At 46.1% G+C, this 21,244-nt stretch carries 11 protein-coding genes; all 11 read right to left on the minus strand.

The features are described from left to right. Positions 1-11: 11 nt before the first annotated feature. The 11 genes from K429_RS0107220 to K429_RS0107270 all read right to left on the minus strand — a co-directional run bounded on the left by K429_RS0107220 (position 12) and on the right by K429_RS0107270 (position 21,103). Positions 12-1,610 carry a xylulokinase gene (locus K429_RS0107220; protein ID WP_025726489.1) on the minus strand — a complete coding sequence of 533 codons (1,599 nt, stop codon included), beginning with the start codon at positions 1,608-1,610 and terminating at the stop codon, positions 12-14. Positions 1,611-1,612: 2 nt separating this feature from the next. Further along, the gene (araA, locus tag K429_RS0107225; protein ID WP_007214939.1) at positions 1,613-3,121 is read right to left on the minus strand and encodes an L-arabinose isomerase; all 1,509 of its coding nucleotides are present in this window, start codon (positions 3,119-3,121) and stop codon (positions 1,613-1,615) included. Positions 3,122-3,163: 42 nt separating this feature from the next. Continuing rightward, on the minus strand, positions 3,164-3,847 hold the full coding sequence (locus K429_RS0107230) for an L-ribulose-5-phosphate 4-epimerase (protein WP_025726490.1): 684 nt from the start codon (positions 3,845-3,847) through the stop codon (positions 3,164-3,166). Between the two features lie 3 nt (positions 3,848-3,850). Further along, positions 3,851-4,531 carry an NUDIX domain-containing protein gene (locus tag K429_RS0107235; protein ID WP_007217736.1) on the minus strand — a complete coding sequence of 227 codons (681 nt, stop codon included), beginning with the start codon at positions 4,529-4,531 and terminating at the stop codon, positions 3,851-3,853. Positions 4,532-4,629: 98 nt separating this feature from the next. Then, positions 4,630-6,324: a sodium:solute symporter gene (locus K429_RS0107240; protein ID WP_025726491.1), complete on the minus strand. Its 1,695-nt coding sequence runs from the start codon at positions 6,322-6,324 to the stop codon at positions 4,630-4,632. Positions 6,325-6,349: 25 nt separating this feature from the next. Further along, the gene (locus K429_RS0107245; protein WP_025726492.1) at positions 6,350-7,489 is read right to left on the minus strand and encodes an aldose epimerase family protein; all 1,140 of its coding nucleotides are present in this window, start codon (positions 7,487-7,489) and stop codon (positions 6,350-6,352) included. Between the two features lie 167 nt (positions 7,490-7,656). Continuing rightward, positions 7,657-9,552 carry an arabinan endo-1,5-alpha-L-arabinosidase gene (locus tag K429_RS0107250; RefSeq protein ID WP_025726493.1) on the minus strand — a complete coding sequence of 632 codons (1,896 nt, stop codon included), beginning with the start codon at positions 9,550-9,552 and terminating at the stop codon, positions 7,657-7,659. A gap of 81 nt (positions 9,553-9,633) precedes the next feature. Continuing rightward, positions 9,634-11,427, minus strand: a complete 1,794-nt coding sequence (locus tag K429_RS0107255) for a bacterial Ig-like domain-containing protein (RefSeq protein WP_025726494.1) — start codon at positions 11,425-11,427, stop codon at positions 9,634-9,636. A gap of 29 nt (positions 11,428-11,456) precedes the next feature. Beyond that, a complete protein-coding gene (locus K429_RS0107260; protein ID WP_025726495.1) occupies positions 11,457-13,208 on the minus strand; it encodes a RagB/SusD family nutrient uptake outer membrane protein in 1,752 nt (583 codons plus the stop codon). Between the two features lie 39 nt (positions 13,209-13,247). Continuing rightward, on the minus strand, positions 13,248-16,442 hold the full coding sequence (locus tag K429_RS0107265; RefSeq protein ID WP_025726496.1) for a TonB-dependent receptor: 3,195 nt from the start codon (positions 16,440-16,442) through the stop codon (positions 13,248-13,250). A gap of 395 nt (positions 16,443-16,837) precedes the next feature. Continuing rightward, positions 16,838-21,103, minus strand: coding sequence for a two-component regulator propeller domain-containing protein (locus K429_RS0107270; protein ID WP_025726497.1), 4,266 nt, complete (start codon positions 21,101-21,103; stop codon positions 16,838-16,840). Between the last annotated feature and the right edge of the window lie 141 nt (positions 21,104-21,244).

Here is a 21,244-nt window from a genome sequence, read left to right on the forward strand (position 1 = left end):
TGAAGTAGGAATTACTTTTTGAATTTCACTGCTGCTTCTTCGATGGGCAGTGCTGCTTTGTAGTTTTCGATGTATGCGTTAAAGCCTGTTACATCTTCAGCAGTAGGCGCTATCTCAACACCTGCATCTCCACCAAACACCTGCTCATCCAGGAAAGCGTCGAGAGGTTGCTTCTTCTCGTTGTTCACAAGGAATGAACCCAGTAACGCAATACCCCATGCACCACCTTCACCAGCAGTTTCCATTACGGAAATCGGTGAATTTAATGCAGCTGCAAGTACTCTCTGACCCACATTCTTTGTCTTGAACAAACCTCCGTGTCCTGTGATTCTGTCAACTTTCACCTTTTCTTCTTTGAAAAGAATGTCATTACCAATTTTGAGGACACCGACAGAAGCATACAAGTGCGTTCTCATGAAGTTCGCAAGGCTGAACTTGTCATTGGCCGAACGTACAAACATCGGTCTTCCATCTGCAAATCCTGTTACAGGTTCGCCTGAGATGTAATTGAATGAAATGAGACCGCCACAATCCGCATTGCCTGTCAGGGCATGGTTGTAGAGTTTTCCATATACTTCGTTCATATCTACAGGTATACCCAGCAGTTCCTGGTATTCTTTGAACAGGTTGATCCATGCGTTGAGGTCAGATGTACAGTTGTTGCAATGTACCATGGCTACGGGACTTCCATCGGGAGTAGTAACCATATCAATCATTTCGTAGGGCTTTGACAGATCTTTCTCCAATACAATCATGGAGAATGAAGATGTACCTGCCGATACGTTTCCTGTACGCTGCTTAACGGCATTGGTTGCAACCATACCGGTACCTGCATCTCCTTCGGGCGGGCAAACCGGTATTCCAGCTTTCAAATGGCCGGATACGTCGAGCATCTTAGCACCTTCCGGTGTCAGGAAACCAGCATTTTCACCAGCCGACAATACCTTGGGAAGAATATCCAGCAATTTCCAGTTATATCCCTTCGGAGCGATTAACTCGTCGAACTTGGCCACCATTTCAGCGGAGTAGTTCTTGGTAACCGGGTCTATAGGGAGCATACCTGATGCATCGCCTATGCCTAATACCTTTTTACCGGTTATCTGCCAATGGATAAAACCTGCGAGCGTTGTCAGATAATTGATATCTTTTACGTGTTCTTCGTTGTCCAGAATAGCCTGATACAAATGAGAAATGCTCCAACGCAAAGGAATATTATAAACGAACAGTTCTGATAAAGCAGCCGCAGCCTGACCTGTATTGGTGTTTCTCCAAGTACGGAAGGGCACGAGAATCTCTTCTTTATCATTGAACGCCATATAACCATGCATCATGGCGCTGACGCCAATTGCCGCCAAAGCTTCTATTTCTATGTCATAGAGCTTCTTCACGTTTGAGCGAAGGTCGGCGTAACAATCTTGCAGTCCATACCAGATGGCCTCAACGCTATATGTCCAAAGTCCGTCAACCAACTGGTTCTCCCAGGTGTGACTTCCTTGAGCGATGGGCTTGTTTTCCTGGTCAATCAAAACAGCCTTGATTCGAGTGGAACCGAATTCTATACCAAGAATGGCCTTGCCTGCTTCGATGGTTGATTTTGCGTCTAGTTTCATAATCAACAAAGCGCTTTGTTCAACATGTAATATACTTCATTCATGCGCAGTTCTTTCTTGAACTCGCTGATAGTTGTATTTTCATCGATAACTACCATTTCGATACCTGCCATTTCTGCATAATCTTCCCAATATTCTACAGTCAGATCATAAGAGAAGCTGGTGTGGTGAGTACCACCTGCCAGAATCCATGCAGCAGCACCTACTTCGAGGTTCGGCATCGGAATCCACAATGCGCTGGCAACAGGAAGTTTGGGCAGCGGTTTGCTCTTGATACATTCTACTTTGTTTACGATGAGGCGGAAACGGTTACCCAGGTCAACGATAGTAGCGGCTACGCCTTCACCTTGTTTGCTGGTGAATACAAGACGTGCAGTTTCGCTATCGATACCAATGCTCAGGCGATGTACTTCCAGTTTCGGTTTTGCTTCAGCAATCAGCGGACAAACTTCCAGCATGTGAGCCTGGAGGATAGCGCTCTTTTCACCGTCGAAATGCAAGGTGTAGTCTTCCAGGAAAGAACAACCTTTCGGCATACCCTGGCTCATGAACCATGTGGTACGGTACAAAGCGGCAGTTTTCCAGTCACCTTCTGCACCGAAACCATAACCTTCTTCCATCAGACGTTGAGAAGCCAGTCCCGGAATCTGATCAAAGTCACCGAGGTCGTTGAAGTTGGTAGTAAATGCTTTGGCACCTGTATCTTTCAGGATACGACGGAGAGCGATTTCTGCTTTTGCAGAGTTCCACACTTTGGTATAAGCTTCTGTTCCGGCTTTTTCCAGTTCAGGAGCATGGTCATATTCTTTGAAGTAAGTATCTACCATTGCCTGTACATCTTTGTCTTCCACTGCATTGTAGTACTTCATCAGGTCGTTTACCGGACAGTAGTCTACGTGGTAACCCAAAACTTGTTCAGCGGATACCTTGTCACCATCAGTAACAGCAACGTTGTTCATCTGGTCACCGAAACGGATAATCAGCATATCTTGTGCATCAGCCCATCCGGCGCAAACACGCATCCATGTTGCAATCTGGCCCTGTGCTTTTTCATCTTGCCAGTGGCCTACCACTACCTTACGGTTTTTACGCATACGGGTTACAATGTGGCCGAATTCACGGTCACCGTGAGCAGACTGGTTCAAGTTCATGAAGTCCATATCCATGGTATCCCAAGGAATTTCTTTATTGAACTGAGTATGGAAATGCAGCAACGGCTTCTTCAGTTCCTGCAAACCGTGAATCCACATCTTGGCAGGAGAGAAAGTGTGCATCCAGGTGATAACGCCGATACATTTCTCATCATTGTTAGCAGCTTTGAAAGCTTCAGTTACTTCTTTAGAAGAGTTTACTGTACCTTTATAAACCACCTTTACCGGCAATTTACCGCTGGCGTTCAGTCCAGCTACCATTTCATTACTGTGTGCGTCTACTGCGATAACTGCGTCACCTCCGTACAGGAGCTGTGCTCCGGTTACGAACCATACTTCATATTGATCAAATGCGTTCATAATGTTTTAATTTTTAATTTTTAATTTTTAATTGTCAGTTGTTCATTGCCCATAATAAGCGTTAGGCCCATGCTTGCGGTTGAAATGCTTTTCTACCAACAGCGGATTCATGGTCAGTTTCGGATTGACAGCATAAGCAATGCTTGCCATCTTAGCCACTTGTTCCATTACCACTGCATTGTGTACAGCATCGTGCGCATCTTTTCCCCAAGAGAAAGGGCCGTGATTTTTTACCAGTACTCCCGGCGTGTGTATAGGGTTCAGCCCTTCAAAGCGCTTCACGATTACATTTCCGGTTTCCATTTCATACGCTCCTTCCACTTCTTCCTTTGTCATATCTGCCGTGCAAGGTATGGCATCGTGGAAGTAATCTGCATGTGTCGTTCCGATATTCGGAATGTCACATCCGGCTTGTGCCCAGGCAGTAGCGTAAGTAGAGTGGGTGTGTACCACACCGCCGATTTCAGGGAAAGCCTTGTAGAGTACCACGTGGGTTGGAGTGTCTGAAGACGGTTTCAATCGTCCTTCCACTACCTTACCATCGAGGTCCACCACTACCATGTCTTCCGCCTTCATATCGTCATAACTTACACCACTGGGTTTGATGACTACCAGTCCCGTTTCACGGTCGATAGCTGATACATTTCCCCAGGTGAAGATAACCAGTCCATGCTTCACCAGTTCGAGGTTGGCATGGAATACCTTTTCTTTCAGTTCTTCCAGCATAATTTATAATTTAAAATTCGGTGCCTTGCGGTATGCCTTTTCATTGAATTTGTATAAGGCAGCTCCGCGTTTGGAACCTGTTTTATCAATCTTATCTGTTTTTTCAATGTAGTCCATTTCGGCTATCCGTTTACGGAAGTTACGCTTGTCTATCTGTTCACCGTAAATAGCTTCGTAGAGGCTTTGCAGTTGAGACAGCGTGAATAACTTCGGTAACAGGTTGAAGCCGATAGGCTCTGTGGATGCTTTCTGTTGCATCAATTCCCGTGCTTGTTTCACCATTTGCGGATGGTCGAAGATCAAAGGCGGTAATTCATTGATGTTTACCCAGTAGGCATTATGCTGGTGCACCAGTTCGCGGTCGTACTCGTTGATATTGATCAATGCATAGTAAGCAACAGAGATAACCCGTTCTCCCGGATCACGTTCCACTTCGCCGAACGACCCTACTTGCTCCATATATACATTTTCCAAACCGGTGAGTTCCGCCAGTACACGTTTGGCAGCATTATCCACACTTTCACCTTGTTGCACGAATCCACCCATCAGAGACCATTCACCCATTGCCGGCTGAAAATTTCGTTTCAGCAATAACAGGCTCAGTTCTCCTTCGTTGAAACCGAAGATGATACAGTCGATACCAACGTAAAAGGTCGGATTTGAACTATAATAGTTATTTGTCATATATCTTTGAGTTACGGGCTACGAGCTACAAGCTACAAGTGGCTACGCTATCATGCCAAATGACACTCGTAACTTGTAGCCCGTAGCTTGTAACTATTTTACCAGAAATAGATATAGAAAGCGGCAGTGATACCCAGGATAATAATCGTATGGATAATATCCCAATGATTCCAGCTGGCACGTGTCTCTGCCAATTGTGCCGGGGTAGAGGTACCGAATACCAATCCTTGTATCTTTTCTTCAGACGGTGCTTTCGTTGCCAGACTGACTACTATCACTACAATGATACAGAACAGGAACATCCATCCGCAGAAGAACAACCAGTTCATATCATAGAATAGATATTTGAATGTACCACCGGCTACATCTCCTGCATTACTGTAATATACTTTTGCTCCCAGACGTGTCAGGCCGATTACCATACCGGCAATCAATCCCCACATACCACCTTGTGCAGAAGTACGCTTCCAGCAGATACCCAACAGGAAGGCTGCGGCGATACCCGGTGCCAATACAGACTGTACGTCTTGCAAATAAGTATAAAGTACATCGCCTACGCTACGCATGATAGGTATCCACAAAATACCCAGAATTACAATCACTACAGTTGCCATCTGACCGATAACTACCAGTTTCTTTTCAGAAGTTTTCGGTTTGAAGCGTTTGTAGAAGTCAATTGTAAACAGCATGGCAGATGAGTTGAACAAAGATGCCAACGAACTCATCAAAGCTGCAAGGATACCGCAAACCACCAGACCTTTCACACCAGCCGGCAACAACTTGGCTACCAGTGTCGGGAAAGCTGCATCGGCATTGGCGCTGCCATTAGCCAGCATCGGCAAGAAACCTTCACCACCTGCACCGAGGTATTTCTGATGAAGTGCAAAAGCAATCATACCCGGAATCAAGAACAAGAATACGGGTAACAATTTCAGATAAGCTCCGAAGATAGTACCGCGGCGTGCTTCTTTCTGGTTCTTACCTGAAAGAACGCGTTGTACGATGAACTGGTCAGTACACCAGTACCAGAAACCGATGATAGCTGATCCGATTAATGCTCCCAACCAAGGGAAGTTCGGGTCACTATTGCTACGAATTAATTCCGTCATGGTGTTGCCCTGATCATTAACAGTTACCGCACCACAAATTCTCATCATTTCGTCCCATCCACCCAGTTCTCTGAAACCGAGTACAAGGATAATCAGTGAACCTAGCAATAAAATCGGTGTCTGCAATACAGAAGTATAAAGTACTGACTTCATACCACCGAAGATCGTATATAATGCAGTGATCAAAACCAGACCGATAGCTGCAATCCAGAAGAAATCGATTCCCCAGAGTTCTTCAATGCCGAATACTTGCTGGAATACCAGACCACCGGCATATACCGTAACCGCTACCTTAGTCAGTACATAACTAATCAAGGAAATTACAGACAATATAGTACGGGACTGCGGGTTATAACGACGTTCCAGGAATTCCGGCATCGTATATACCATACTTCTTGAATAGAACGGTACGAATACCCATCCCAAAATAAGAATCATCCATCCCTGGATTTCCCAGTGTGCCATAGCCATACCACTGGATGCTCCGGCACCAGCCAGTCCGATCAAGTGTTCCGAACCAATGTTTGATGCAAAAATAGATGCACCAATAGCAATCCACGTAGCGTCACGTCCACCCAGGAAATAATCCGCTGAGTCATTTTGTTTCTGTTTGACAACCCAAACAATAATACCAATCAGAGCTAAAGCGAAGACTCCAATTACGATCCAATCTAATGCTTCCACAATTCTAATATTTAAAAGTTAACTATTATTTCTCTACTGAGAATTTGAAAATACATTCGCTGTTGTATGTTTGTCCCGGCTCCAATACCACGCTAGGCCATTCCGGCTTATTAGGACTGTCGGGATAGTGTTGTGTTTCCAGGCATACGGAAGCACGTTGATTATAAGTAATGCCTTTTTTGCCTGTTACAGTTCCGTCTAGGAAGTTGCCGGTATAAACTTGTATACCCGGTTCGTTGGTATATACTTCCAGAGTGATGCCGCTTTCAGGTGAAGTCAGTTTTGCAGCTAATTGAGCAATGTCTCCATTCGTATTCAGTACCCAGTTGTGGTCATAGCCATTTCCGTTTTTCAACTGAACAAAGTCGAAGTTTGTGATGTCTTGTCCTATTGTTTTGGGAGTAGTAAAGTCCATCGGAGTATCTTTCACTGTTACGATTTCTCCAGTGGTCATGAAAGTACTGTCTACCGGAGTGTAATTGTCTGCATTTACATATAAGATATGATCTGTTGCAGCTTTTGAAGGATTACCGGATAAGTTGAAGTAAGAATGGTTAGTCATGTTGATGACCGTTTTCTTATCTGTAGTAGCGCTATACTTTATATCTATAGCGTTGTCATCTGTCAGTTTGAAAAGAACTTTAGCAGTTACGTTGCCGGGAAAGTTAGAGTCACCGTCCGGTGAGATACGAGTCAGTTCCAGCGTAGTTTCATCAATCGGATTGGCTTCATATACTTGGTATTGCCAGCCTTTAGGACCACCATGCAGGCAGTGTCCGAAGTTGTTTTGTGGTAATTGGATTGTGTCTCCGTCCAATACGATTCTTCCCTGGTTGATGCGGTTTGCATAACGGCCGATAGAAGCGCCGAAGTCGCTCGGGATGTTTACATAGTCAGCAATGCTGTCGAAACCCAGAACAACGTCCTGCATATTCCCGTTTTTGTCGGGAACCATAATGGAAACAATACGGCCACCGAAGTTAGTAATGCACACTTCCATGCCCGACTTGTTCTTCAAGGTGTAAAGACCTGTCTTGGCATTGTTCACTTCTGTTTGGAAATTTACCGGATTCAGACCGGACAAAGTCAACTCCTGAGCTGGCTTGTTATTGCACGCAGATAACATCAGTGCGGCAATTCCTGCAAGTAGAAAACTGTTTTTCATGGTTCTATTTTTAATGTAAATGAGATAATTATCCGATTTTGGGTGTAAAAGTAACACTTTTATTGAGTGTATTAACTACACTTGTATATGTTATGTAACATAAAAGCAAAAAAACAGCCTCAAATGTCGGGTTGTTGAGGCTGTTTTTAGGATGCGGATGGGGTATCTCATTTCTTTTTCTTTCCCCAATACGTCTTGTTGTTGGTGTAGCCGGCATAGACAATGGTGTGGGTGCGTGGATTGGCTTCCCAGTCTGTTTCGCGTTGCAGGCACAGTTCCACTCCGTTAGCTGTCAGTATTTGTTTTTCTGCATCATAGTTCCAGGTTCCCCCTTTCCAGCTTCCGTCTGTAATGGTATGGTCGGCCGCGAGGGTCATGTTGCTCGATTCTTTCTGTTTTCCATAGGAATAAGAGAGGTCGATGTGCTCCCAGTTGCCTACCAGTTCATCTTCCGTAATGGCTATTTGAGGGACAGCTCCGTAACGTTCGGGCATTACGACCGGCCAGCCTTGTGAGTCCCACCGTATGGAGCGCACATGCCCCATCATGAGGGCATTGCTATAAGCATTTCCTTCCACATTTTGGGGAAATCTGCCTTGTGAGGCGTAATACCAGTTGCCGTTGCCGTCGTCAAACACAGCACAATGTGAGATTCCTACCCATCCATAGCTGTTGTTGAATTTGTAGGGGTGAGTAACGACGGGCAGCATTTCTCCTCCATCTTGGGTAAGATTGACACCGTCTATGCCGAGGTAAGGACCATTGATATTTCGGGAGCGGCAGACACGGGTATTGTAGGGGGTATCCAATGCGTCATAAGCTACAAATAGATAATAGTAATCGGTAGCGGCATTGTAGATGATTTCCGGTCCTTCCGAGGCTTGCCAGCGGTTCCCCATTTGTCTGGTGGTAATCAATGATCCGTATGCGGCAATGTCTTCGCTGGTTCCCCAAGGGGCTGGCAGTGTGTTCAGGGGTTTCCCTGTTTCGGCATCTACCTCCAAGGCGGCTATACCGCTGTGCCAGGAACCGTAAATCAGGTAATGCTTACCGTCGTTGTCTATCAGATAGCTTGGGTCGATGGCGTTCCACTTGTAGTAACAGTTGGCCCAGTCGTCGGGTTTGATATGGAAGTTCAGTCCTTTGTCCGAGGCGTTGGTGATAACATAGCCCTTATCTTCCCAGCCGTTGTTGTTGGCGGGGTTTGAGTTCTCCAATAGACCGATGAAGGCGCGTTCGCCCCAAGAGTTCGCTCCATCTAAAGTACCGGGGCACACAATGGAGTAGTACATACGATAAAGCCCGTTTTTTACTTTGCGCACACAGGGTGCCCAGTAGCCGAAATCTGTGGTTTCGGGTGAAACCTCGTTCAGCCCCATTTCCTTGCGAATTTCATTTAGCTTCGGAATTACCCATTCGGGTAGTGCCGGCATTACTCCGCCTAAGTATTCCCAGTTTACGAGGTCTGTGGAACGTCTGCCGTGAAAGTGTCCACCGGCTGTATGCGCATTGCCGTAAGAGGCGTCCGTCTGATACATATAGTAATATCCGTCTTCGGCTAGCACCACGGTGGGATCGTGTACGTTTGCTAAGTTCCATTGATTGCGTTGGTCCCAACTGGCTATGTCCACGTAATAGTCTTCATAGGTGGGTGCCACATAGTTCTTGAGCTGTTCGTCAAGGCTTGAGGCTGCTGTGGTTACCGTGAATGTTTCCGAGTAAGTGTAACGACTGTTGCCGTAAACATATGAGCGTATGTAGTAAACGGTATTACCCGTCAAGCCGGAGATGGTTGCACTGAAGTTCTCGTCTGCTTCCACTACATTGTCTTTGATAGTAGGAGTTAAGACGTTTACACTATAGCAGAATCCCCTCTTGGCTACGTTATTCAGATTGCCGGTGACCGATGAATGAACGGCCAGCGAGGTGCCTGTCGTTACAGTTGCTTCGGGAGTGGCTACGACTATATCGCTGTTTCTATTGTATTCGACGTTGTCAAGCCCATCAGAGCAAGCCGTAAAAACCGTCAGCAGGGATATTAAGAAAAATGTTAGTTTTTTCATTGGGTCAGTAAGTTTTTAAGGTCCATACCGTCCTCTGATAAAGAGGGACGGTATGGATGATAGAAAAGTTAATAGTTATTCTTATTCATTGAAGACAAGATGACAATTGTCAACAGTCAATGCAAAGTTCAGGTCGCTGGAATCCACTGTGTTGATGCCTAAATAGTATTGGGTAGAGGTTGTACCTGTAGTACTCTCCATTACTACTTGAATATCGGCGACGCTATTGCCACAGTTCGTTACATAGACTGTGACTTTGGCTCCATTCATACCGGCAAGCCAAGTGCCCCATTCGCCTTGTGTTCCGTTGTGAACGCAGGCTGCATATCCATTACCCCAGCCATAGTTGTCAGCGCGAACCACTGCGTATTCTGCGGTAATATCGGTTTTGCGGAGAATCACAGCGAAGTTGTTCCAGTTGTTAGCCAGGCTACTGTAATTGGTGAATGTAATGTACTTTGTCTCTCCTATAGGTACATTGAAATCGTCAGAGATGGCTCCCCAGAAGACTGTTGAGTTATCTTCGGTTCCTACCATGTTGGTACTGTTCTTCACTACAGAAGCTGTAGATTCGGAGACGGTAACCTCTATCGTTGCGGTGACTTCTTCTCCGGTAGTGGTAGTAATGGTGACGGTCTGAGAGCCTGCTTTCGCAAGAATAGTAGAGAAGCTGAGTTTCTCGTTGTCAACGATTCTTGAACTCCCGTCGGTGTAAGTTGCTGTAACCACCATGCCTGTCGGGTCGAAGGCCATCGTTCGATCTGCCAAACTTTGGGTAGCTTCCGAGGTGTAATAGTAGTATCGTGTGTGCGAGGGCTGGGTAGTCACTTCGATGGATACAATCTGTTCCACAACTTCAAAAGTTGCATTAGCTACAATCGGTTGTTCGCAATTCTCACCTTTAAAGGTCTTGTTATAGATGGCTACAAGGTTTTTTATGCCTGGCTGCTCCATATCGGGAATGGTAGAGATATAAAGCTCAGAAACCGGTACAGTTTTGGTCACTCCCTCTTCAAAGGTAACGATGGCCGATACGTTGGCCATAGCCGATTCAAGCGGAGTACCAACAATGACCTGATTGGGTACGTTCTGTAGTTCCATTGATATCGGATTTTTGTCTTGGGCAGAAGTAAGACCGCCGATAGGCTCAATGTTGGTTTGCTGGAAGTCGATGTAGGAACCTTCTGGAACCAAGAAGCAACGGATGTTGGTGTTGCTTGTATCTGTATTTAGATTTTCTTCCTTGTATGGCTGCGCGTAAGTCTTGGCTGCTGTGCCGTTGGTCATCTTTACGGTGAAAGCGTCTGCATTGGTGCGATCTACGGTGAGTGTCACTTTGCCGCCCAAACTTTGCAGATTGGGGTCTGTTTCGTTTTCATCGGGATTGAGAAGCAACGTGCCCGAGACGTACTGGAAATCGATATGATCGCCCCATTGGGAATTGTAAGTTTCAGGGCTACCAGTAACATCAAAGCGGATGGCTCCGTATTCGGCATATCCTTCACCACCGCGGTCTACGTCGTTGGAGATGATAAGGGCAAAGTTCTTGAAATACTTGGTGTCGGTCGCTGGGTTGATGTGGAGGTTGATTACTGCATTCCACTTCTCGCCATCGGGTACTACGTAATATTTGGAGAAAGCAGACCAAAAGCCGGAAGTAAAATCCGTTTTTCCGAAAGTGTACACATCTTCCAACATGCCTTCAAGCACTTCGTCTTCCGGTTGTTTCTTCGAATCTTCAATTTCCTGTATCTTATCGGAAATCCAGTCGGGGGCGTTTACGTCATAAAGTTCGCCATCCGTGCAGCCTGTCAGTGTCAGTAATCCAAAGGTTACGGAACAACAAGCGTATGCTATTTTTTTTAGTAATCTCATTGTCTTAAATTTAAAGAGTGTGATTGATTTTATTTGCTTAAATCTACAACTGAACGCACTGTCCAACCATTGTCACGGAAATAAGAAGAGTTGTCCGTGCTATAGTTGGCGGAATTGCCTTTCAGATTGGGGTTATTATTCATCAACTGCTGCACAATGGGTAGGAATTCGTGCCCGGGCAAGTAGGTATCGAAAGAGCTCTTCAGTTCAGGATCGCTTGCTATATCGCTGTAGTTCACAGGATTCTTTACTCCTTCTGTAGAACGACGTACCGTGCCGTGTTCCTTGAGTTGCTGCAAGCGACTGTTGTCATAAAAGAAGCCCCAACGGATGAGGTCGAAGCCTCGACCGAATTCGCAGCCGAATTCCTTAGGACGTTCCACATTGGCTATCTGTTCGAAGAGCTTGTCGGCAGTATTGAAATCTTCGAGTTCCAAGTCTGCCAGCTTGGCACGGTTACGTACCTCGTTGATCCAGTCGATAGCCTGCTGCGTGGGGCCATTGACCTCATTTTCGCATTCAGCGGCACGCAGCAACACATCGGAGTAGCGCATCAGACGTAGGTTGATTCCATCATGCAAGCCTGTAGTGACGGTGCTGTACAGACCGGTACGGAGATTCGTGAATTTGGCAATCGGCAGACCACCGTAAGTGTTGTTGGTTACGATATTATCGGTAGCTGTAAGTGTTTGCGTATAAGCTACATTACCATATTCGAAGTCTGCCCAGTCGGTTTCGTAAGTTCCGATGGTCCAATAAAGACGGGGGTCGAGTGTGCCGTTTATGGTACGTTCTCCTTTAAAAAGATGGTAAAGCCAGGGGGAAGCTGAGATATCGGCCCAACCGCCATAGTTGCCGGGAGCAAAGTTACTTTCAATGGCGGACCCTTGTGTAGCATTGGGGCTTGTGTTCACCGGAGTCCACTCATCATCAGTGCCTTGCGAACCGTAGTCGAGGAATTGCACTTCGAAGAGGCTCTCCGCATTGTTCTCGTATGCTGAACCTTCGCGGAAGTTGTCGCCATAGTTGTCCATCAGTCGGTAGGTGCCGTATTTCTTGGCGATGATGTCTTTGAGTACTGTGAGTGCATCGTTATATTTATGGCGCATCATAAGGGCGCGGGCATAGTAGCCTGCCGCAGCACCGCAGGTGGCGCGTCCGCCGGCCCACTCACTGCCTTTATCGCGCGAAGGCAGCAATTCCATCGCCTCGTGGAAATCTTTTTCTATCTGGTCGAGTACGGCATCATAGGTGCTGTTGCCCCCATAGAGTCCGTCCAACGAAGAGTAGGTAGCGTAATCTGTGATGAGGGGCGGGTTCTGATAATAACCTACCAGATTGTAGTATGACAGGCCGCGCAGGAAAAGCATTTGTCCTTTGATGTATTTCATTTTATCGGAAAGTTGGCTGTTATCTTCGCTGCAACGGGAAATGGTGAAGTTGCACACGTTGATGGTGTAGTACCATTCCCGCCAGGGCCACCACGTAATGTCTGAGGTAACTTCTGCATTGAGGTCATCAAAAGGCAGATACCACACTTGTGAAGAGTTCCAGGCTTCATCGCCACGACACACGTCGATGGTGTAGCCTACACGGGCATAAGAACCCTCCATGCGGATATGGTTGTAGGCGGCAATCACGCATTCCTCCAAATCATCGGCATTAAAACCGAAGGTACTTGAGGTTTGTTGGTTGGGATTCAATAAATCCATTCTGTCACTGCAAGAAACCAGCGTGCTAAGTCCCAAAATGAGAGCAAGTGAATATTTATTTAGTTTCATAAAATATGTTTTTAGTATTTAGGTACCAGATAGTAACAATTAGAATGTAAAATGAACACCACACATGAAAGTACGTGCAGTAGGATAAGAACAGAAGTTATATCCCGGGGTGAAAGTCCCTCCCGCATAGTCTACATTATAACCGTGATAGCCGGTGAATGTGTGAAGATTCTGTGCTGATACGTATAAACGTACATCGGATACATATTTGCCGAACCATTTGTCAGGGAAGTTGTAGCCTAATTCTATATTGGCAATCTTCCAGTAGGCTGCGTTCTGAATCTTACGTGAACTGAAGAGGTCGTTCCAAGCTAGGCTGGCGTTGTTGGTGACATAGGTGCGTGGCATGTTGGAAAGGTAAGTGCTGCCGTCTTCGCTGAAACGGTTGGCATCGAGCATACGTACCTCTTTGTTTCCCCAGCCGTAGCAAGAGTTAAGCGAGTTGTAGATGTCGTCACTTACATGATAGTTCAACGCACCGAAAGTTGCGATGCTCAAGTCGAAACGCTTATATTCAAAGCGGGCACTCAGACCGAAATGAATTTTAGGCATACCACTGCCCAATACCACTTGGTCTTCAGAGTCTATTTTACCGTCGTTGTTTACGTCCTTATAAAGGCAGTCACCGATCTGGGCGCCTTCCTGAGTGGCGTGGTTGGCAAGATCCTCTTGTGTACGGGCGATACCTTCATAAACCCAACCGTAGAACTGGCCGATTTCTTCACCTACTTTGGTGATGTATGCACCTGAGATATAAGAGTTGGTACCGAAACCTAACGAGGTTACACGGTTACGCAACGTACTGAGATTGCCCGATATTTCATATTTGAAATCATGATCCCGATTACGGTAGGTGGCGGAGAATTCGAAGCCGGAGTTGTTCATTGAGGCGGCATTCATTGTCACGGTGGTGTTGGAGACACCGGCTTGTTCCGGAACGGGAACCGCATACAGAAGGTCTTCGCTGATATTTTTGTACCACTCGGCCGTAAACTCCAGTCGGTTGCGGAACAAGGCAAGGTCGATACCCACATTATAGGTCTTCTTTTTCTCCCATGCCAGGTTGCTGTCCACGAAAGTGGAAACGGCGGAACCGGTCACTACGTTACCGTTGAAGTTGTAAGTCATATTGTTGCGCGACATGACAGCCTGATACATATACTCACCAATATTTTCATTACCGAGTTCACCATAACTGGCGCGGACTTTAAACATGTTCACGACATCCGGATTGAAAGGGAAGAAGTTTTCTTTGTCGAAACGCCAACCCACGGAGACGGAGGGGAAAGTTCCCCAACGGATGCTTCTGGTCAGGCGGGAACTACCATCCCGGCGCACTGTTGCCGAGAGCAAGTATCTGTCATCGTAATTGTAATTGATACGACCGATGTAGGATAAGATGGAATGCTTGTATTCGTAGCTGCTGGAATACGTATTGGCTGCATTCTGGAGCTGTAGGAAGTAAGGCTCGGTGAAGTTGACTCCCCATCCAGTCAGCAGGTCGGTGTCCTCCTCTTCATAAGTCTGTCCTGCCACTACGTTGATGTGATGCTTGTCTATCGTGCCGTCGTAAGTGAGCACGTTCTCTATCAAAGCATCCGAATAGTTGCGCGAAGCCTTGGTTAGCCGTTCATTGCTCTTGGCCAGATAGACACGGTTGCTCTGCACCCATGCTGGAATCCAGGTAAAGTCCTTGCAGAAGGTCTTACTGTAAGAGAGGTTTACCTTATAGTTGAGTTTGTGGTTTTGGCTGTTGATGCCAAGCATCTTGAAGATGTCTACATCTGCCGAACCTGTCCCTACAAAACGGTCTACACGGGTGTTGCGTTCCAATAGGTTATTTACCAGTAACGGGTTGGAAGCGGAGATATCGCCATGCACGGTGTCGTAGTATACGCCATAGCCGTAAGCATCATAATTGAAGTTGTTGGCGATTCCCACCAAGTTGTCGAGTACCCATGTAGAAGAATCGTATGCCTTGATGGTGGGTTGCATCAGTAAGGTACCGCGCAGTACGTTGGTTACGTCGCCATACAAACCTTGAACGTATTCGGAAGCATTGGACAAGCCCATGTTGTCTTGGTCGGAGTGAGAGTAGACAAGGCTGGTATGGAACTTTATGAACTTGGTTTCCATAGTGTTGTTGACACGTGCGGTGTAACGTTCGTAGTTAGGGCCGGCGCCTTCAAGTGTTCCTTTCTGGTTGAAATAGTCTAATGATATATTATAGGTGTTATGGGCACCACCGCCGGAGAGGTTCACATTGTGGTTCTGGCGAATCCCCGTTTTGAATACTTCGTCAAACCAGTTGGTGCTGGTATCATCTTGGAAATGATATTTTCCAGTTGCGCTGTCAAGCTTGTATCCCGATGGCAACGGAGTATTGGAGTTTGCGCACGCCTGACCGAGGTATTGGCTATACTGGTCGGCATTCATTACATCATACACACCCTTAGGAATGAAGTCCGCACCGAAGTACCCATTGTAATCCACTTTCAGTGGTTGGTCTTTTTGTCCGCGTTTAGTGGTGATGATAATTACACCGTTGGCGGCGCGCGAACCGTAGATGGCGGCAGCCGAAGCATCCTTTAGTACCTGGATGGTTTCAATATCGTTTGAAGAGAAATCGCGGATGGAAGTTCCCATGGGAACGCCATCGATAACATAAAGAGGAGCGGTGCTACCGAAAGATCCGACACCACGGATGCGGACGGTAGGATCGGCGCCGGGCTGTCCGTCGGAGGTGATTTGCACACCGGAAACCTTACCTTCGAGCATGGTAGAGATGTTGGAGTTTGACGTCTGTTTCAAGGCTTCCGCATCTACTACGGCAACGGAACCTGTTAGGTCAGACTTCTTTTGTGTACCGTAGCCCACGACAACTACTTGCTCAAGCATCTGCTCATCGGATTGTAGCTGGATAGGGTCGATGATGGCACGGTTGCGGACAGCCACTTCACGTTCCTTATAACCCACATAGCTTATTAAAAGGGTGGCGTTTCCAAGAACCTCCAGTTGGAAGTTTCCGTCGAGGTCGGTAATAGTTCCGCCTTGTCCGCCTTTAATTTTGATGGTGGCCCCAGTCAGTGGTTCACCTTGTTCGTCGACAACTTGACCACGGACCTTGATAGTCGGAGATTGTGCCACGGTAGCCATTGCAGGTGTAGGGTACACCACCATGCTGCCAAAGATACACAGACTAAGCATTACGAAAAAAAATAAATGTTTCCTCATTTTTTAAGTATTAAGGTTGTTTAATTAATAGATTAGATTTATTATTAACTGATTACGATGCCAGATTGACGTACGACCTGGCGTTGACTACCGGAGGTAGCCAGGTTACGGATTTCATATATGTAATGGAATCAATAGGGGAAGGTTGAATTTGCTCGATGCCATGTGCAATGCGGCAACCATTCTTTTGTCATTCTTCATAATATTAAGATTAAAATTAAACATTAAATGCACGGTTCTCTCCTGAAGGATTGAGTACCGATTGCATGACAAAAGTAGGGCTTGTGTAGTAAATAGGGGTGGACAAACGTATTTTAGAGGTGGATAAATGAAATTTAAGTGTAGAAAATACATTTTATAATGTGAGGTAAAGAGCAATTCTTGCCGGGGTAAAATTATCCTTCCTCATTAAGCAGTGAGCTCGGTGTCGTATTAAAGTATTTAGTGAAGCACCGGGTGAAGTATTTAGGGTCGTTGAATCCTACCTCATAAGCTATTTCGGCAATGTTCATATTTTTATTCTCCCGGTTTTTCAGCAATAGTTCACGGGCAATGTTCAGGCGGTAGTTCCGTATGAACTGTCCGGCAGATTGTCCGATGAGGCTTTGTAGCTTCTTGTTCAGCAGACTCTTGCTTACACCTGCCGCTTCGCAGAAATCGCTGACCTCGAAATAGGAGTTTTTGTAGTTTTCTTTAACAACATCCATGATTCGGTTGAGGAATTTCTTGTCACCCGATTCTTCTTCCATATTCAGGGTATCTATATCCATGGCTATGGCAAACTTTTTTTGATAGCGTTTGCGGTTCTCAAGGATATTCTCTATGCGGGTAAGCAACAGCGTCTCGTCAAAAGGTTTCAGCAGATATTCGTCTACTCCTGTGCGGTAGCTCTCCAGACGTGATTCCTGAGATGTCTTGGCAGTGAGCATGAGGAAAGGGATATGAGAGATGGTAAAATTCTCCTTTACCCGGCGGGACAGCTCGATGCCGTCCATTATGGGCATCATCAGGTCGCTGATGATGAAGTCTACCGCATGCGAGTTCAGTATGGTCAGGGCTTCCTCGCCATGAGCCGCTTCTAGTACATTATATTTGTCCCGCAGGATAGAACGGATATATCCGCGCATATCTGCGTTGTCTTCTACGATCAGAATAGACAAACCCTTTCCGGTACTTTCGGATGCTTGTACTGTGTCATCGGCAACCGTAAGCTGCGGAGTACTTTCGGCTATTGTTTTCATTGTGCTGTTTTCCGAAGTTACTGGCAGAAGAATACGGAGGGAACAACCGGTCGTATGGTTGTTTTGTGCATGGATTTCACCACCATGCATTTGTACGATACGCTTGCACAAATAAAGTCCGATGCCGCTTCCCGCCTGTCCGTACATGGGATATTTGGTTTGCCCTTGCGACTGGTAGAAACGATTGAATATCTTATTTATATCCTCGTCAGGAATACCGCCACCGGTATCGCTGATGCAGATGTAAAGCGTTAACTTGCCGCTAGCGGCAGAAGGCAGCAAAGCAATGAATAAAGATACGTTTCCACCGTTGGGCGTGAACTTGATGGCATTGCTCAGCAAGTTTGTTAAAACCTTGTGCATAGCTTCCTCATCATAGGATATTTCCGGTGAAGACATCCGGTAATAACGTTTCAGTGTGATATTCCTTTCTTTGGCAAAGACCTCGAAAGGAACTATCAGCTCGTTGGCGAATTTTAGAAAATTGTTTCTCGTTTTCACTATCTCCAGCTTGTCCGATTCCACTTTACGGAAGTCCATAAGCTGGTTGACAAGTGACAACAGGTATTTGGAGTTGCGTTCTACAAAGTGAAGCTGTTCGATGACCTGGGGATTGTAGCTTAGTTTCAGTGCACGCTCTATCGGACCCATGATCAGTGTGATTGGAGTACGGAATTCGTGTGTGATATTGGTGAAGAACGCTATCTTGTCCAATGTAAGTTCCTGTATCTTGCGCGTCATTTTGGTAAGCTGCGCTTTCTGTCGGGTAATCTTTTCGTTCTGTTGTTTCAATATCTGGTTTTGGCGTGACAGTTCTTCGGTCTGTTCTTCCAGTAGTTCTTTTTGCCTCTCTAGTTCATGGGTGCGTTGCTCCACCTTAAGGCGCAGTTTTTCTTTCTGCTCTTTCAGGCTCCGTATACGCCATTGGTAGAATTGCCAGGCAGCGAATGCGACAAGGACGATTACGATCAGTGTGAACCATGTCGTCTTGTAGAAATAGGGTTGGATTGTGATTTGAAGTTCCGTTATGTTTTCTTCTTCTGCTGCTTGGTCATAGGGTGTATATTTCACTTGCAGCGTATAGTCTCCCGGAGACAGGTTAGTGTAGGTGGCAAAACGTCTGTTGCCGGGTACGTGTATCCACCGATTGTCAAAACCAAGCAGGCGGTAACTGTAGGTCGCAGTATTATCGGTCTCGTAGTTGAGTGCGGAAAATTCCAGTGAAAAAGACTTTTCACGTTCGTGAATACAGATTGTCTTGCTTACGGCAATATCCAGCGGCAGGTATTCGTTGCCAGGGAATATTTCTTTATTTTCTACTTTTAAACGGGTGAACCGTACTTTTGAAGGTTGAATTGGAACGGTAGGCAACGTACAGTCTATGGCAACTAATCCGGATACTGTACCGAGGTAGAGCTTGCTGTACCGAGAACGGTAAGCGGCATTCCAATAAAATTGAGTATCGGTAAGACCATCTTGCCGGTTGTAGTTGATAAAATGGTTTTCTGTAGGTTGAAAGCGTGACAGCCCGTTGTTGGTCGCTATCCAGATATACCCTTTGTCATCTTCCAGAATACCGCGGATGCTGTTGTCGGGAAGGCCGTGAAGGGAGTTGTAACAAATGAATTGGACTTCTCCGCGTTCGTCTTGCATACACCTGTAAATGCCGTAACCGTTGCTTCCCAACCATAGTATACCGTCCTGGGCTTCGTAAAAGCAACATATCTTTTCTATCAGCCCGGAGGACGGATCATCCAGTTTGTATTTCAGATGGCGGTATCGGAATACCCCGTCCGAAGACGAGGCGGGACGGGAATGCAGATCGATGATATAAACACCGTCCAGACAGCCTATCCATAGCTGCCCGTTCTTGTCTATGATAGAGCCGATACAACCGCGTATATCTTCGGCTGCGCGATTGGCAAACGGCGAGCAAAGCTGCTTATGTTTCAGGTCGTAAAAGAATAATCCTTGGTTTGCTCCAATCCACATGCCGTTGTTGATAGAGTCGTAAGCCAGCGCTCCGATAAAGTCTATGGGATAGTTATCCTTGTTCTCGGCTGTGATAGCTTCTATCCTGTGCTGTGGATTTTGTGGGTTAATAAGGTTTATGCCGCCACCCCATGTGCCAATCCATAACCTTCCTTGCCCGTCGGCGGTGATGGCGCTTACCGAGTTATGGGTAAGTGTACCGCTTTCGTGCGTATAATGAATGAAGCTGTCGCTTCCTGCCGCCTTTTTATTCAGTCCTCCTTCTACCGTGCCTACCCATAGGTTACCACTATGATCTTCGTAAATGGCGTTCACCGGATTGTGGGAGATTGTTTGGGGATTCTTGTTATCATACTGATAATTCTGTAGGGACAGGCGTTTGGCGGTTATTTTATTGATACCGCCACTTTCGGTTCCTACCCAGATATGTTTCCCCTCTACAGTGATGCAGTTGATAAAATTGCTGTTCAGTAGTTTGCTGCCGGTATTGGATACTTGGTCGCTTATGCGCTCGAAATTGTCTTTTATGGGGTTGTATATATTGATACCTTTCAGGCTGGCAACCAGTAGTTGCTTGTCATTGGTTATGGCAAGGCAGGTCAGGAAGTTCTGTGAAAGGGAATGTGGATTGCCGGGGACATGCACATATTGTTTCACTATATTCTCGTTTTTATTATATCGGTACAAACCCTTGTCGGAGGCAATCCATACTTCATTTTCTTTGGCTATAAAGTCTGTAAAATACATATCCGGTGCAAAGCTCAGGCAGTCTGCAATCAGTGTCTCTTTTAGTTCGTTTTGTACAGTCATGCCTATCTTGTATAATCGACCGTTGATTCCTATCCATACTTTTCCCTCGTTTTCCACATCTTTGAAGGTGATGTCGTATCGGTAGGGGTTGGGGATCTCTAGCGAGTGGATGCTTTCTATATCTCCATTGGTGTGGAAAGCGATGCGGTGCAGGCTATTACCACAATATAGCCAGATACATCCGTTGGCGTCTTGCGTGACCATAAAAGCCGGTTGCCGGATGAGTTCTTCCAGCTTCTTATTGGGGGCGGGCAGTACGGACTGCATGGTTGTCAGGTCGATAATATCCGTACCCCCTTCCGATACAACCCAAAGCCGCCGGAAGTTGTCTTCGTGGACTTTGCGTATGAAGTTGCTTTTGAGTCGGCAATGTGGGGTAGCCGGGGTAAAGTTGATGAATTCGTAGCCATCGTATCTGGATAGTCCGCCACCCGACATTGAAATCCAAAGAAAACCCTGCCGGTCTTTGTATATATCGTCAACAAAATTATTGGGAAGCCCCTCATTCATTGTTATATATATTGTATTATACCGGTTGGTAAAAGACTCCTGTGCCCGCAAGAAAGTGGGGCTTGCCAAAGCGATATATAATATAATAAGGTGGAAAAACTTATGCATTGTTTTATCATTTGGTATTAGCACAAGCAAAGTTAATAGATTACTTGTGATGACCATAAAATGTTCGTGGTCTTTTTGTGAAGTTGGAGGATTGTCCACCTTAAAAGGTCATATATCCACCTCTACAGCTTTGGGCGTGGC

Origin of the sequence: Bacteroides sp. 14(A), from assembly GCF_000526555.1 — a bacterium.
GTDB lineage: Bacteria > Bacteroidota > Bacteroidia > Bacteroidales > Bacteroidaceae > Bacteroides > Bacteroides cellulosilyticus.